At 32.5% G+C, this 16,064-nt stretch carries 10 protein-coding genes and 3 pseudogenes; 5 read left to right on the top strand and 8 right to left on the bottom strand.

Annotated features, from left to right (window positions below):
• Positions 1–388: 388 nt before the first annotated feature.
• From Y7E_RS0105350 to Y7E_RS0105340, 4 genes and pseudogenes are all read right to left on the bottom strand, one after another.
• Positions 389–823, bottom strand: coding sequence for a VOC family protein (locus tag Y7E_RS0105350; RefSeq protein ID WP_017150260.1), 435 nt, complete (start codon positions 821–823; stop codon positions 389–391).
• 50 nt (positions 824–873) lie between these two features.
• Positions 874–1,467 (bottom strand): annotated as a pseudogene (locus tag Y7E_RS31395) (transposase); the annotation flags it as partial.
• Between the two features lie 53 nt (positions 1,468–1,520).
• Positions 1,521–2,888 (bottom strand): serine hydrolase domain-containing protein, encoded by a 1,368-nt coding sequence (locus tag Y7E_RS0105345; protein WP_237741344.1) that lies wholly within the window; start codon positions 2,886–2,888, stop codon positions 1,521–1,523.
• Between the two features lie 270 nt (positions 2,889–3,158).
• Positions 3,159–3,692, bottom strand: a complete 534-nt coding sequence (locus Y7E_RS0105340) for a hypothetical protein (protein ID WP_017150258.1) — start codon at positions 3,690–3,692, stop codon at positions 3,159–3,161.
• A gap of 148 nt (positions 3,693–3,840) precedes the next feature.
• Here Y7E_RS0105340 and Y7E_RS0105335 point away from each other — a divergent pair, with 148 nt between their 5' ends.
• The 3 genes and pseudogenes from Y7E_RS0105335 to Y7E_RS29120 all read left to right on the top strand — a co-directional run.
• Positions 3,841–4,428, top strand: coding sequence for a TetR/AcrR family transcriptional regulator (locus Y7E_RS0105335; RefSeq protein ID WP_017150257.1), 588 nt, complete (start codon positions 3,841–3,843; stop codon positions 4,426–4,428).
• Positions 4,429–4,664: 236 nt separating this feature from the next.
• Positions 4,665–5,804 carry a DUF418 domain-containing protein gene (locus tag Y7E_RS0105330; protein ID WP_017150256.1) on the top strand — a complete coding sequence of 380 codons (1,140 nt, stop codon included), beginning with the start codon at positions 4,665–4,667 and terminating at the stop codon, positions 5,802–5,804.
• Positions 5,805–6,183: 379 nt separating this feature from the next.
• Positions 6,184–6,711: pseudogene (locus Y7E_RS29120) on the top strand (IS4 family transposase); the annotation flags it as partial.
• A gap of 64 nt (positions 6,712–6,775) precedes the next feature.
• On the opposite strand, the gene Y7E_RS0105320 reads toward Y7E_RS29120, so the two are convergent.
• Positions 6,776–7,483, bottom strand: a complete 708-nt coding sequence (locus tag Y7E_RS0105320; protein ID WP_017150254.1) for an IS6 family transposase — start codon at positions 7,481–7,483, stop codon at positions 6,776–6,778.
• A 633-nt stretch (positions 7,484–8,116) separates the two neighbouring features.
• Positions 8,117–9,841: a helix-turn-helix domain-containing protein gene (locus Y7E_RS0105315; protein ID WP_017150253.1), complete on the bottom strand. Its 1,725-nt coding sequence runs from the start codon at positions 9,839–9,841 to the stop codon at positions 8,117–8,119.
• 1,103 nt (positions 9,842–10,944) lie between these two features.
• Between Y7E_RS0105315 and Y7E_RS0105305 the strand changes: the two genes are divergently transcribed.
• On the top strand, positions 10,945–12,645 hold the full coding sequence (locus tag Y7E_RS0105305) for a hypothetical protein (RefSeq protein ID WP_017150251.1): 1,701 nt from the start codon (positions 10,945–10,947) through the stop codon (positions 12,643–12,645).
• 1,375 nt (positions 12,646–14,020) lie between these two features.
• Here the strand turns inward: Y7E_RS0105305 and Y7E_RS0105300 are convergent.
• A complete protein-coding gene (locus Y7E_RS0105300) occupies positions 14,021–14,596 on the bottom strand; it encodes a hypothetical protein (protein WP_017150250.1) in 576 nt (191 codons plus the stop codon).
• Between the two features lie 554 nt (positions 14,597–15,150).
• On the opposite strand from Y7E_RS0105300, the gene Y7E_RS29115 reads away from it, so the two are divergent.
• A complete protein-coding gene (locus tag Y7E_RS29115) occupies positions 15,151–15,648 on the top strand; it encodes a CcdC protein domain-containing protein (protein WP_017150249.1) in 498 nt (165 codons plus the stop codon).
• A gap of 14 nt (positions 15,649–15,662) precedes the next feature.
• On the opposite strand, the pseudogene Y7E_RS0105290 reads toward Y7E_RS29115, so the two are convergent.
• A pseudogene (locus Y7E_RS0105290) lies at positions 15,663–15,932 on the bottom strand (hypothetical protein); the annotation flags it as partial.
• Positions 15,933–16,064: the final 132 nt, after the last annotated feature.

Genomic DNA, 16,064 nt, shown 5'->3' with positions numbered 1-16,064 from the left:
TTTGTTTTGTTAGCTTGATAGCGATGTGGCAGTACCCCAAACGAAAGTTTTATCTCTTCATAGTTGTCCATGAAAATTCAGTTCATTTTTTTATTTAGGGAAATAATTAATTTCTTAAGTTGATGGACATAGGGTGGAACCCCATGCCCATCAACTTAAGAAATTTTATTATCCCCAAGTACAAAAAACGTTATTCTTTCTAAACAAACTAGATTAGAAAGAATAACGTTTTTTGTGAATCTTTCGACTTAAGATGAACTTCAACCATTTGAGGAAGAATTACAACGATATGTTACACCTGTATTCTTAGAAGAACTTGCAAGAGAAATCGGATTTATAAAGCAAAAACGTTAGTTTTCTGATTTAGAAGAAACTTTGCAACAGGACCCTACCATCCTTCTCTTATCTTATCTAGGGGATCCCAAATTGACCAGGTTGCCTCTAACAAGTTTTCTTCATTATCTCTGAAATAAAAATATTTAGCTTCCCCTTGCCCTAATACCTTAATATCTTCAACTTCAATTCCCTTTTCTTTTAGCTGATTATGGGTATATTCAATATCTTCACAATTTAATGCAATCACAGGAAATGCTTTCTCATTTCTTATTATTTCTAAAGGATTGTTGTTCTCTGTTTGAATCAATAAAGTAGCAATTGCATTTTTATGAGGATAATGTAAAACCGCAATATATGACCCACGGTCTTCAAATTTATTAATCAATTTAAGCCCCAGATTTTGAGTATACCATTTAATAGACGTATCAATATTTGTAGTTGGAATATAATTATGTCCTACCCTTGTAAATAAAAATTGATTTAACATTCATTTCTACAACCTTTCGTAATTTTTTAAATAAAAACATTATAGCACATACGTTCTTTTAGAGTGGATTTTAATCGGCAGGGCCTCACCATACATGCTAAATCCTTTTGCCTACGTTTCATTTGTGTCTCAGGTAATTTATACATGATCAATCTTGCAAGAAGTTTTTGATACATTCTAAGATAAATCTCAGGAATCTCATATGTTTCACCAGACTGTAATTGGGCAATAAATTGCACCATATCTAGTTGAATGTACTCAGAATGCTTTTTTATTGTTCCATTTTGAAAGTATTCAGGTTCTTTATTCTTTTGATATATACGAGTATAGAGTTTTAATCGTGAAATGAAATAAACACCACACTTGCCTATAGCATGTAGATCTTATAAGACGAAATAACCTAAATCACGTATACATACATCACGTGGTTGAAGTGACGTTAAGCAAGTAGAGCCAAACGTTTTATCATTGTGTTTTCCCGAACCTACATGAATATGTAAAAATTAACCACTTAATAAATCGTGTTCTAATTGAATTTTCAAGCCAGCACTTTGACCACTTCCTCCTGAACCTTGGTATGTAGAAATAAATTTAGTTGGAACCTGAAAATGTGTAGAATCCAATACACGAATACGTTGAAAATACAGAATCTACAAAAAGAATATGTGATATCTTTTTTTGCAAACACCCTAGGTAATCAAACATTATTTTGTTTGAAATTTATTTGTTTTATAATGTTAAACCTAATCATTGAAGAAATTAGTAACAATGTTGTTAAAAAAGCACACAGTACATTGAAAATAATTTGAGTGAATGGCATCCATACTAGAACCATATTAAATGAATAATCTATTAGATATGGCCATATAACAAGTATAATCATAAAGAATAATCCAGTAATCATTTTTACAGCAAACCAAAGTTTCTCTTTTTTGAAGTTTATTTCGTTTTTTTTATTAATACGTTTTCTCATCGTACTAATAAAAATCATTACAAGTATAATTAGTACAGTCAATATCAGAATGCCAATACTAAAAATTTTATCCATGGAACCTTGACTAAACGTCATATTCGTTTGTGGTTCGTTGTTAAGATGATTCATTATATTTTGAGAAATATTGATTGTTTGGCTTCCTGGGCTGTTTGATTGCACTCCAATAGCCACATCTTTTTTCGGAAGGATAATTATATTTGATGTGAAACTAGGATTTTCTCCACTGTGAGTAATATATGAACCATCTTTTGTTACTATCCATCCGTATGCATAGTATAAAGGTTTATTTTTAGATTCACCAACAATGATATCATTGTTAATTGTGTGTGATTTCTTAATAAGGCGTGCAAGCTGCTTGGGAACGTCACCACTTCCTAATTGTGCATTTAACCAAATTCCCATATCTTTTGAAGAAGTAATTAAATATCCGTCAGCTAATGAGCCTTGATATCTAGGTGCATCATATTCAGAAGTTCTAAAGAAGAATGGTAAGTATCCTTGCGCCATATCACCAGTTTTTTCTGCTTCTTTTAAATTGTAATAACTATTATTCATTCCTAGTGGTAGTAAAATTTTTTCTTTTACAAAATCCTCGTATTTTTGACCAGTTGCCATTTCAAGAATATACGCTAGTAAGTCGTATCCAATATTGGCATATTCGAAGTGTGTTCCCGGATAGAAGTCTAAAGTGATTCCTTCCGATAAACGAACCGTTTTTTCAAGGAGATTATGAGAAGTTCCTTTTGGAAATTTGTTAATGGTTTTCTCTGGCAAACCACTTGAGTGGTGTATAAGTTGTTCGATAGTAATTTCAACTTTTTCTCCATTAAAATTCACATTAAACCATGGCACATATTTTGAAACGCTATCTTTAAGAGATAATATTCCTTCATCTTCCAGTATCAACATAGCTAAGGCAGTAAATGCTTTTGTTGTAGAACCTAGTTCAAATAAAGTATCCGTAGTTATAGGTGTTTTCTCTTTTATATTACTGAAACCGTACTGACCATATATTACTTCTGCCCCGTTTGTAATAGTTATTGATGCTCCTGGGGCATTATCTCCTTTCAAAGAATAAGAAATAATATCCTGTAGTTCCTTTAATTTGAGAACGTTATTTATTTCCCTTTTTGAATATGCATTTGTTGTTACAACACTAAAATTGAATAATAAAATTAATGTAACTATAAGAAAAATCAGTCTTTTTAAACAGCTATTTCTCATTAATCAATTTTCCTTTCAGCAAAATTTTGAGAAAGATGAAGAATATTAATGTTAAGCAAAACTCAATCCCTTTTAATAAGGAATTGAGTTTTGTTTGTCTATCTATTTCAACTGCTATTATTTCTTACGTGGCCAAATGAAATAAGAGATGGTAAAAATAAAATCTGATATAAGTACAACTGTCCATATTATTAATGTGCTGTAAAATGGAGCTACTTGCTCAGGGTCATTCGCTAAATACATCAACCCGAATAAAATTCCTACTCCAATGGCATAAGCTAATAAATGTTTACACGATCCCTTCAACGAATGACATGCGTATTCGTAACCAATCTTTCTTTCAGGCTTTGCTCCTTCTTTTTTGATATGATATAAAAACTTTTTATCTGCCCAATGCATCATACTCTTTCCAAAAACTAATGATACACCTAAATAAACAGCAGCAAGGGCATGTGCTTGTGTTGCTGTACCACCATTATAGAGGTCAACAGCAGTTACGCTTAAGAGAATCAAATCAATAACCGGAACTAACGCTAAAAGGAACATACCAAGTTTCTTTTGATTAAATAGGTAACGTGAAACTAGGCCGAGTATAATAAAAAGCCAAAAACCAACTTCAGCTCCAATAATTGACCAAACAACAAAATTCAAATAATCACTCCTAATTATATTTTAGTATAGATGTTTTTAATTGTTTTTATTTAATACAATTGTACTAAAATGATTATACATAATGACCTTGAAAAATACAACTGTATTAAAAAGATTATTATGTTGTTTTTTATGGTAAAATAGCGGTATGCCGAAAATTATAGATCATGAAGAGAAACGTATATTAATTGCAGAGGCGATGTGGCGAGTCATTTCGATTAAAGGGATGGAAGGAGCAACAGTAAGAAATATTGCCCAAGAGGCAGGTGTTTCATTAGGAGCACTTCGCTATTATTTTTCGAATCAAGATGAGTTATTAGTCTTTGCGATGACCCTTGTACAAGAGAGAGTTACAAAGCGCATTCAAGCAGTAACAATACGTGATTTACCTCCAAAGGAGATCGTGATAAACATATTATTAGAACTTGTTCCTATAACCGATGAAGCACTTGTAGAAATGGAAGTTTGGTTCGCTTTCATGGCACATATTAACCATCGAAGTGAAAAATTACCAATAAAATCTGATAAAATTTATGATGTGGTTAAAGATATCATTCATTTCCTTAATAGTTGTGCCCTTTTAAAACCTGAACTTGATGTAGATCTTGAAGTGGAAAGACTCTATTCGCTGATTGATGGACTTGCAATTCATGCCCTGTTTGACCGTGAACGAATTAATCGGGAGCGTATCACAAAAACGATTCAGTACCACATGGATTTAATTTGTGTTAAATAATCCAACAAATCCCTCTATCAATCATCGTTCAGGTGAGTGATAGAGGGATTTTTATTCAGCTTTTTCTTCTTTAATTTTAAAGTCGATAATTCTTTAAAATTGTTCTTATTCTCACTATATACTTATAATACATGAATCCCAAAAAGAAAAAATAAGTATAAGTCTTCATTGTTTATTAAAATATAATGTGCTAATATCTTTTTTGATACAAATGTATTAAAAAAGGGGGAGCATTCATGGAGAACCGTGCAAAACGCATTCGTATTTTAGACATATTAAGGGGTTTTGCTATTTTAGGAACGCTTGGAACGAATATCTGGATATTCGGATTTTTGGGAGATGTAAGCAAAGTATTTATGGGCGATAATCAATGGTGGGTGTCAGTCGATGATTTTATCCGAACCTTATGCCTTGTATTTATTAATGGAAAATTTCTCGGTTTACTGTCAGTTATGTTTGGGGTCGGCTTGGAAATGAAATATCAACAATCCCTTCGTAAAGGTAACGCTTGGCCTGGCACATATTTATGGATATCAATGATTCTGATGCTAGAAGGCTTCATTCATTTCACACTTGTTATGGAATACGATGTTTTGATGGGCTATGCAGCAGCTGCAATCATCGTATCGTTGATTGTAAAGAAAGGTGAAAAAGCGATTTGGCTTACGATTAAATGGGGCGTAGGGGTTTATGGCTCATTCGTATTGTTTTTATTTGTGATGATGCTATTAGCTGCTGTAAATGGAGTTAATGGTAAGGCGGGTGTAAGTGGAGATATAGTCACTCTTTATCAAACAGGGAGTTGGATGGAGCAAGTACAATACAGGTTATCAAATTTTATTATGTTACGGTTTGAAGTCGTATTTGCCCTTCCACTTAATATAGTCCTGTTTCTTTCTGGTGTTATTCTTATGCGTAAAGGGGCGTTTGCTGATAATGAGGTAGGAAGAAAAATCCGTCGTCTTCTATTTAAATATGGAATCCTAATTGGGCTACCGCTTAATTTGCTACTCTTTGTTCCTGGTGGATTATTTGATATGCCGGTTAGATATTTGTTCGCCCCTTTGTTGGCAATGGGATACTTAGCAATTATTTCCCGACTTGTCGAATTAAAACCAAATCTAAGGGTTTGGAGCTGGTTGGAGCAGATAGGTAAAATGTCACTTAGCTGTTATGTACTGCAAAATGTGTTGGCTTCGGTTATTTTTTATGGCTGGGGGATTGGGCTCGGAAGCAAGCTAAATTCGATTTCAATCATTGGTGTTTGGACTGCACTCAGCATATTCCAGATTATGTTCGCTAATGTTTGGCTTCGCTCTTTTAAGATGGGACCGATGGAAGTTGTGAGAAAACAGACTGCGAGGCTCTTTTCATAGGATACTGTCTCCAAAATAAATTAGATTCGCATTAATAAAATAGGAATTTACACTCAAGAGGCCGATTTTCCTTATTGGGGTCACCATACATGTAAGGTTTTGGTGTCCCCCCCACAACGATAAAAATAAACTTGGTTGCCATAAAAAACATTACGTTTTCATTCTGAAAGCATTATCGAAGTTTAACCTAATGATTATATAGCCAGGTACTGATTATTAAAGAAAAAATGCAATCGGATTAATCGCTACATCTATAAAGATAATTCAAATAAAAAAACACCTCCATTAAAATCATAACTGATACTTACGATTTAAAGAGGTGTTTTTTATCGTCTCATTCTCAGGGTTCACTCCAATACAGAAAGGATGGCGTTTTTTTATGAATCTTTCGATTCAAGATGAGTTTTATTTGTTTGCTCAAGAACTACAACGATATCTATCTCCATATATTCTTCAACAACTCGCACAGGAGACAGGTTTTGTAAAACGTAAAAGTAAGTGTGGCGCACGAGATTTGGCTGCCTTATGTATCTGGATCAGTCAACATGTAGCAAGTAGTCCCCTTACTCGATTATGTAGTCAGCTTTATGCTAATACAGCTACACTCATGAGTCCAGAAGGACTTAATCAACGTTTTAACCGATATGCTGTTTTATTTCTACAACGTGTATTTTCCCTTTTAGTCAAAAGCCAACTAAACGATTCATCTCAAATCCCAAACCAATACACTTCTTATTTTGAACGTATCCGTATTTTAGATGCTACTATTTTTCAAGTGCCTAATCATTTGGCCCCTATTTATCCTGGTTCAGGAGGATGTGCACAAACAACCGGTATTAAGATTCAGCTAGAGTATGATTTACATAGTGGAAAATTCCTCAATTTTCAAATGGAACCAGGTAAAAATAAGGTTCTGGTGCGAAAATAGCTTACTAGGAATATAGAACAGCAATCCCCTGTTAACTTTGAGATTAAACGGCTAATCCAAATAACTTATGAATGACTTCAACCTCATTTTGGACAGATTTCACCCTTTGGTGAAGTTGTCTTTTTGTCATCATATGCATGGCTTCGATACCTCTCAAAATCAAGGTTGCTGTACGAAATGATTTTAATCCTAACATGGAACGAACCCTCTTCTTTATAAAACGATGATCCTGTTCCACGATATTGTTAAGATATTTACATTGTCTTATCTGTACGCCTTCAGGTATACGTTTCTCCTCTTTTAATTCTTGTATCGCCAGTGGATAAGCCGGATTCTTATCCACCGTAATGACGCGAGGTTTAGAAATATGAAAAGACCGCAAAGCTTTCTTGAAGAATCGCTTTGCAGCCTTTGTGTCTCTTGTTTCACTGAGATAAAAATCAATTGTGTTTCCTTCGGAATCCACTGCACGATACAGATAAATCCATTGACCTTTTACTTTGATATACGCTTCATCGACTCTCCACGAGTCATTTGTTGGCTTAAGATGACGCCGTATTCTTTCATCTAATTCTGATCCATATTGATGAACCCAACGCATAATGGTTGTGTGAGCGATGGATAATCCACGTTCCTCCATCATTTCCACCAAATCACGAAAACTTAGGTTGTACCGTAGGTACCATCTCACCATTAACAAAATGATGTCAGGTTGATAATGTTTCCATTTAAATAAATTGTCCTTTTCCATACCGAGCACACCTTTTTTAGAGTAATACTATCAGTATGTCCAAGTTTAGGAGATTACTTGCAAGAGCTTTAAAGTTTTTGCACCAGAACCGTTTTTATTTCTCCATGTACAAATAATATACCAGCAGTATTATTTTCAGCTGACTCAGATTTTTCATTTAACCAAACCATACAGAAGCCGGTGAATTCGTGGATATTAAGTGGGTTAGAAGTGATGGGAAATATAAAAAAAGACCTGGGAACTCTTATTTATCTTTAGATAATAACTGTTATTGTACCCTATGTAGGAATGGAAAAAATATAAAAGTTCCCATTATGTTTTTAGAACACCTTGGTAAATGGGAACCTAAAAACTCTACAACATGTAATTGCATTTAAAAAAAGACAACACTTCAAAAAATATTAATAATCAAACTGTTGATTTTCAATAAAAATTGATCGAATTAATACTAATAACCATTGTAACCGATTAAAAAGATTGATTGCTTTTGTATTCCTTTTTCAGCTAATACACCCGCGTGTTAGTTAAAGAAAAGGTTAAACGATAAACGAAGCACATTTAAAATTAAAGAGCCTATTTTATATCTACCATAAAATAGGCTCTCTCACATTTCTATGAATATATATTTTACCATTACATTTTTTCTAATATCATTTGTCTCTTATACCACTTTGACATTTTTTCAACTGCATTAGCTGATAAACGCTTAGTTTGTCTATTGCAAAATCTGGATAGCGTAGGTGCCGATATTTTTATTTCTTTTGCAAGCTCTCGTATACTTATATTATCAACATTGTGTCGCTCTAGTATTTTTTCTCGAACAACTTCTTCATCAAAAATGTCAGATTCTTTACTAACTGTTATTTGCGGCATATCAATAATATCTTTAGTCTTTTCACTATACTCTATTGTTGTTTCATTATTATTTTCTATTTCGAATGTTTTTTTCTTTGGTAAATTGTACATAGATTTAATTAATTCTTCTGGTGGAAGAATAGTAATATTTAAATCAATCCAATAATCTTTGAACCAATTTTTCTTATTTAAACGTTCTTCATCTAATTTACTTGAATACTCCCACTTAGAAATCACATTCTCTCTCTCTAAGTCAGTAAGAACATTCTCTAAGTGTTCTCGAGTACGACTTGGTTTCCATGTAAGTGGAATTGCCATGACAGCTAATAATCCTTTATCGCCTCCAATGGAGTACGGGCGCTTTAAAGTAGAATATATTTGCCTAATTCTCCATTGCCATGTTAAATAGCGAATTAAGCGTTTATGATATTTATGTCGGTAACTATTATATTCAAGTGCCTTTTTAGATAATAAGGCTGTAGTATTATTTGAACCATATAAATAACTTGATAAAAAGCTTCCAGGTTTAATTCGGCAAGATTCAATACCCATATATTCATTTGTTGTATTATGTCTCCATAATACAACTGAATCTAGAACAAATAACCTTTTAATTACTTCCCTTTTTACTTTATATTCCTCATCATTTTCATTTTCATCATTTAAAACTACTACTTCATTATCATCATTTAAATATATAAAAATACTCGCTAAAGCAGCAATCCTCTTAGCAACCTTAATTTTATCTTCAGGTCTATAATATTCTCCCTTACTTACTTTCTTTTTAGGTACATTACACATATCTAATACTTGCTCATATGAAAATTCGATGAACTCGTCCGGTGACTGCGCTTGAGCTAACCATTGTATAGTAATTGAATCTAATACATCCGCTGTAAGATCATCCATATTACTCATTACATCATTAACTAAAGTATTCCACCGGGACGCTTCATCATCTTTAATAAGCTTCAAATCCTCATCCCGATGCGAAGAAAGCTGAGCTATCGCATTACTTTCTTTTGTTTCAATCGGATAAGATTTGACACCCATATTTGAATCCTCTTCAAAATGATTTTTGGAGATCCCGTCACGTAATTTAAAATAAACCGCGGAATTATTGACCTCAAAATAATCTTTATCATCTGTTCTATCTTCGTTTTCTTCTGCCTGAATTACTGTTTCATCACTTAATTTTGGCTTTTTATCATTTTTAAACTCTTCTGTTAAAAGATGTTCAATTTCTGAATGGATTTCATCCTTATACTGATTCAACTTAATAGCAATTTGTAATGAGGTTATTCCTTCTACATTCTTTTTACTAAGCCATGATACTAATGCTGAAAAAGATGGGGAAATATATTGTGAAGTTATAACCTTACTACTATCTTTTTCGACATCTGCACTAAAAGAAGTCCATTTCTTCCAAATAACTTCGTTATTTCCATATAAAGGTTCAGATATTAACAAAGCATCAGTAAACAATTGTGCTAATTTCTCCACGTTGTCACTCCTTCCTTTCGTACATTCCTTTCAAACAACTCAATATTTAGCGAATTATATATAAATCATTCTTATTTTCCGATTCTGTTATGTTCAAAAAAATAATGAAACACTTTTGTCTTGTTTGTACAAGTGAAATAACATTTATTATACATTACCAACCAATATACCATCAATTAATCTAACGAATTAATAACTGAAACACTTTTTGACATATTGTTAACCTTTTTTATAAATATGAAACACACTTTTGCCCTTATCACTTCTCTATCATACCCTTATATAAGCTTTTGCATGAATAACACGTATATAATGAGCTAGATTCATTCATTTCTATTTGAAACAAGCAATTGAAACATCTTTGTCATATCCTCGACCTAAAATTCAAAAGATGAAACATTAGTTAATTTTTCTTATTTCGATTATATATTTTCAAAAATTTTTTTAACATCCCATAAACTCATATATATCAACCGTTTTCCCTTCTGTGTACAAAACAGATCCTAAATCATCCTGAAACATTTTTGCCATATCCTTGACCTTATCAAATATAAGAAACACCCATAAACCCTTATGTATCAAGGGTTTATAAGTGTTTCTTTCTTTTTCCTACTACATATAAAACATGAAACACCTTTGCCATATCCTTGACCTTGTAAATTTTAAAATATGAAACGTTTTTTGCCATATCCTTGACCTAATATCCTTTTCAATTCTTTCATAACCCTTCATACCACTACATTCAATGGATATTTCTATAATAAATGACTTATATATGAACATGAAACACTTTTGCCATATCCTTGACGTAAAGACATGAAACATCTTCATTTAATCCTTATATATCAACGTTTTTCTACTGTTTCACTAATAATTTGACACATCCAATACATGAAACGTTTTTTGCCATATCCTTGACACAAAAAAAAATGAAGAAAATCCTGTATCCCTTGTCACAACTGGCTTTATGTCGTGTTTCATATTCTCAAAATTCCCCTTAAAGGAGCACCTTTCAGCAATTTTCGATTTGCTATAATCAAAATTGGTATATTTTATAGTATCCTGGCATATATTTCTGAGTTTACAGGTAGGAGGTGAAAAAGATGGGAAAATCATTTATTATTCATAACCAACGTGGTCTAAATGGACAATCTACAAATGCAGTATTAGTAACACTGAAGTCTTGGCAAAAACTTGTTGAAACTTTCGAAGAGAAATACTACAGCTATAAAGATACATACCTTGAAGATCTACTGGATCAAATGACATATGAAGAACGTGTTGCAGATGTAGATGGCTTTGTAGAACAAGCGAAACCATCTTTTTCACGTCGTACCCTGTCTGCTGTTTCTGAAACAATAGGAAGGAAGCATAAATTATATGGTATTACAAACGCAGATCTAGAAGTCTTCTTATACCTACACAAGAAATGTTACACAAATGGGGTCATTCCAAATGTAACAGTACATATGATGTGGGAAGATTACAAGCAATATAAAGAAGAGTTTGCTTACATACAGCATTCTCAATTCTATATTGCATTAAAAAAACTAAGTCTACATAACATTGTCACGATTGAAAAGGAATTAGATGGCCGCTATACCATTAAGCTAACTCATTTTATGAATGAAGAAACTGAAAAGGCAAACCCTTATGTTTATATTAGCCCAGTGGTATTTACAAAGGCTTTCTTTGAGCTGTCAGTTGCAGCTAAGAAACTATTCTTGGACATTGCGATGCAACAGCACAGAGAAACTACACTAAAACGTTCCTTAGACAAACAGGATGAAAGAGGAAATAAAACTCATTTTGGTGGGATGTACCGCTTTTTACATAAGAAATACCCGCATCAAATACGCGCGGTTATGACAGAATTAACAACTGCATTACCATGTACAGGCACTCCCCTATTCAAAATCTGCAAATTACAAAAAGGGGTTAATAATAAAAAAAGATATACGACTTTATATCTCTCCTTACATACGGATTTCTTATGTACAAAAGAAGCTGGAGAAGTACAATATCGTGATCCATTCACGCCAAAGGTTACTTATGCTCGTAAAGCTCGTTTTATCGAATCTGTGCTTCAAGATATGAATATTGGTGAATTTACAAAAGACATGAATAAATTTATTCATGTACTTAAATATACATGCCATCGACAAATTCGCAGTGTAATTCAAAGCTTGCGTGACATGATAGATCGTAATGAGGAATATCCAAGTAAGTTAGTATATACACTGAAGAAACTATTAAATCAAACGTCACAATATCAAATTCTTGATACGGCAGCTAAGGAAGGTATCTATCCTCTTATTACACAACATGTACCAAAAGAGCAAAAAGAACAAGCTGTATTTAATTTCGGATTGCATTTCTCTATGTACTCTCTTCGAAACATCAAAAAGTTGTTCCGTAAAACATTTGAGTTACTAAAATACAAATTTGCTGTACCTGTTACAGAGGAATCATATCACCGCAACTATCTAAAGTATCAAGAAGAAACGTTGTTTAGAAAGTACGCCTATGAACAAGGTACAAATCTAAATGCTTATATGGCTTTAGAAATTGAAATACGTGAGCTTTTAAAAGCAAGAGGACATAAAAAGCGCTTTATTCCTAGTGATGTTCGCGAATTGTTCATTGAAAAGATAGATAGATTACCTAAAGAAACGCTTCGTGTTATTGAAGTACCAGATGACTTCAATTTGATTACATTTATGCGTGCCTTTGAAAAGTTAATACGCGCTGGTATTCAAATAACAACAGCTGAACAAGTACTTGAAGTAATCGAAACCAATTAACAATACTCCGCTCTCTATTTTTGAAAAAATTAAAAGTAGAGGGCTATTCGTGTTGATTCTGTTATTTGAAAGCCTTGCACTGATTCCTTATAACAACCAACTTTACCCGATTCTATTAATAATAGAGTCTTTTTTTATGCACTCCTATACAACAACTGTACTCTAACTAGCTAAATTTCCACACATATTTTCATATAAACACGTTATGATCTATCTTAATGCATTCAAATACCTACAAATAATCACAAGAAAAAAGTTAAATTTTGTGTATAAGTAGATAAATATAGGCGAATATGAATAATATAATACTATTTTCATTGATATAAATGCATTCTAGTAACTTATCTATCAAAAATCATCAATATTTATGTGGGTTATGTGATAAATTCGGATTATGTTAATTACTCAGTATCTAATGTGAGTGGTTTGTGGGTAAATTAAATGAAATTGTGGAAATAGAGTGGATAAATACGCAATTAGGCACTTGAATAAATATGTTTAACAATGTATTAATTTGTTTCATTTTTTATGTAGAAATATATGATTTTGTTTATGATTATTTGTAGTTTTTATATCATTATTATGCTTACTTTTTCGTTGTTAAATACTACTATTTTTTGATTTTTTACGCTATAGTATGTTCAAAGTCCTTGTTACAGTAAGAGCTTCCCCCTATTTACTCGTCCTATATAAGTTTTATCTTTATATTTTAAATATATATAAGATATATATTTATATTAGATTTTATTACGGAATTAGTTTGTGACTTGGAATAAGTTAAACAACATTTCTCACAAAACGGTAATTATTATATAATTGAATTATTCAAACATCAGGAGTGAAGAAAATACTTGATATATACAGTCTTATTTTTTTGATTATTATAGGGATCGGTGCAGTATTATCATTGATAAGTGATTTGCGAAAACCGCGAAAAAATATATTTGCGATTGTATGTAAGTCTTTAGTTCTTATAGGAATTGTATCTTATTACTTACATAATAAATAATATTATCGATTGAATAAATTAAAATATTCAGTCAATAATATAGATACCATAATAATTTCTCAGTCCCCCTGGAGAGCCTTGAGCAGCTAGCAAAAGCTAACTGCTCTTTTTGGTTATATTTACTATTAGTAACCGTTGCGATTACACCTTATAATATAGAAGCTCGATTAAATCGGGTTGTTATACCCATTACCCTAGGAAACTAGGGTTTTGTTTTGTACAAAATGAAGTTTTTATGGAGTTTCTAGTAATTCCACACGTTGTAAATATTTCGTTAAATTATGAGCATATTGACCATGTTTTTGAATTTTCCTCATGATTTAATCTATAATTTCTTTTTGATTCTTTGATAGACTTGATTCATTTTTAAGAGATTGATGGATACCAAGAAAATTTTGTATCACTATCAAGTGGTTTATTCTGAGTTTCCTTTTTGATTAGGCTGAACCATTCGTTTAATATTTGAGTTTTTGGTAATTGAGAGGCAGGGTCGCCTTCCCAGATGATATGTGAAAACCAGGCCTTTGTTTCCCATTCAAATTGCAATTCTGCAAACGAGATTGTAGGATGGTCCGCTTCATAAAAGTGCTGGTTTACTGCATCTGAAACTTCTGAAGCTTGAGGTAACAACTCATTCTTAATTCTTTCTTTAATCGTCTGATCTTCTAGCTGATTCCAAAAATACAATTGCCCGTTAATTTGATAAAAAATATCAAAAGAAGCCTCACCTTTTTTCAAATTAAGCAATATAAAAGCACGTTCCACATTATTGTCAGCGGCTTTTACAGTATTGACAATTAAATTTTGTGCCATTGATACCCAATAGCTATTTGCTTCTTCTATTGGAGATTCAACATATAATTCTTCATTTAATTCATTGAGGGTTGCCTCTTTATTGTTTACTTGTTCCACTTTTGTGAAAAATCTACTAAAAAAGCCCATGAGTTCTTCTCCCCTTTGCTGTTTTCCTATATTGTATTTTAATAATTAGATAATATTGACAATACAATCATATCATTTTTAGTTGCGCTATGAAATCAAGCCAATGAATGGAGTTTGTCCTTGTAGCTACCTCGTTTATTGAGAAACTGAATTTAAAATAAATATGAAAAAAAACTTTTCCTAGAATACGGAATGTTATACTTTAAATTTAGTTTCACTCTCGTCATATAACTATACATGCTGTCTTTGCAACTCTTCCCAACTTCGGCCATACAACTTTGTGTGTTGTTTAGTCAGAGAAGAGTTATTATATTTTTGTTCTACTGGCGGTTTCATTTTACAAATAAATGCATGTTGCAAATCACCACAGGCGTTATCCTTGATGAGTAAGGGATTAGCCACTCTGTTTACATTGTACAATAGTATGTTACGGTAACTAACTATATATAATCGCCACAAAGAATTGTTACATTTTTTTAACCAAGACGAATACTACAATCCAATCATCTATACTTCTCATATAATTGAAATATTCTATATGTAGAGGTGAAATTATGGAGTCCTCTTCGTTTTACTCTATTGTAATCATAATTGCTGCGTTGGTCTTATGGCGTAGAACTTTGGCCATGTATCGCCCTATTAAAGGAAACGGGACCCGCATTCTCTTACCCATACTATTTTTGTTATTACCTTGCATTCTCATCATCTTAAATCCAAAAGCACATGCCGCTAGCTGGGAATGGATTTGTGCAGCTATCTTTGGATTCCTTTTGTCAATTCCACTTATTTGGACCACTCACTATGAACTCCGATTCGATCAGCATATTTATGCTGTAAGAAATAAGAGCTTTATCATTACCTTTCTCATCGTACTTATTACCTGGTTTTTACTTCGTGATTATTTAAAATGGCTAGGTCCAGAAGCAGAAGCAGCACTATTTATGACTGTAGCACTGGGATATATCTTACCTTGGAGAATTATCTCTTTCATCAAATTTCGTCAACTATACAAAAGTCGAATCCAAACTAAAAATAACATTGACTTACGGTAACACTAATTATCCATATGTTTTCGCCCATTTACTTTAGAAAAGGCTTGTTTCATTTGAAGTGAAAAAGATGGCTTTGTTTTTTCAACAAACTGCTCCTCATCTGCAAGTCGTTCCTCGTATGACATAGACTTTAAAATATCTTCTAAATATGTATCTTTATAGCTATAGTACTTATCTTCCATAGCCTCAACGAGTTTTTGCCAAGATTTAATTGTAACTAGTACTGCAGTAGTCGGTTCTCCATTTAAGCTACGTTTGTTTTTAATAACAAATGGTTTCTCCATCTTTTTCACCTCCATTCACTCAATGTAATGTTTACCAAAATAGGATACAAAATATCATTTTTGATTATATCAAATCGAATTTTGCTGAATGGCGGCCCTTTAAGAAGAAATATGAAACGATGAAAAGGGCCT

The organism is Bacillus bingmayongensis (genome assembly GCF_000299035.1).
Lineage (GTDB): Bacteria > Bacillota > Bacilli > Bacillales > Bacillaceae_G > Bacillus_A > Bacillus_A bingmayongensis.
This window is presented reverse-complemented; position numbering and strand designations above follow the sequence as displayed.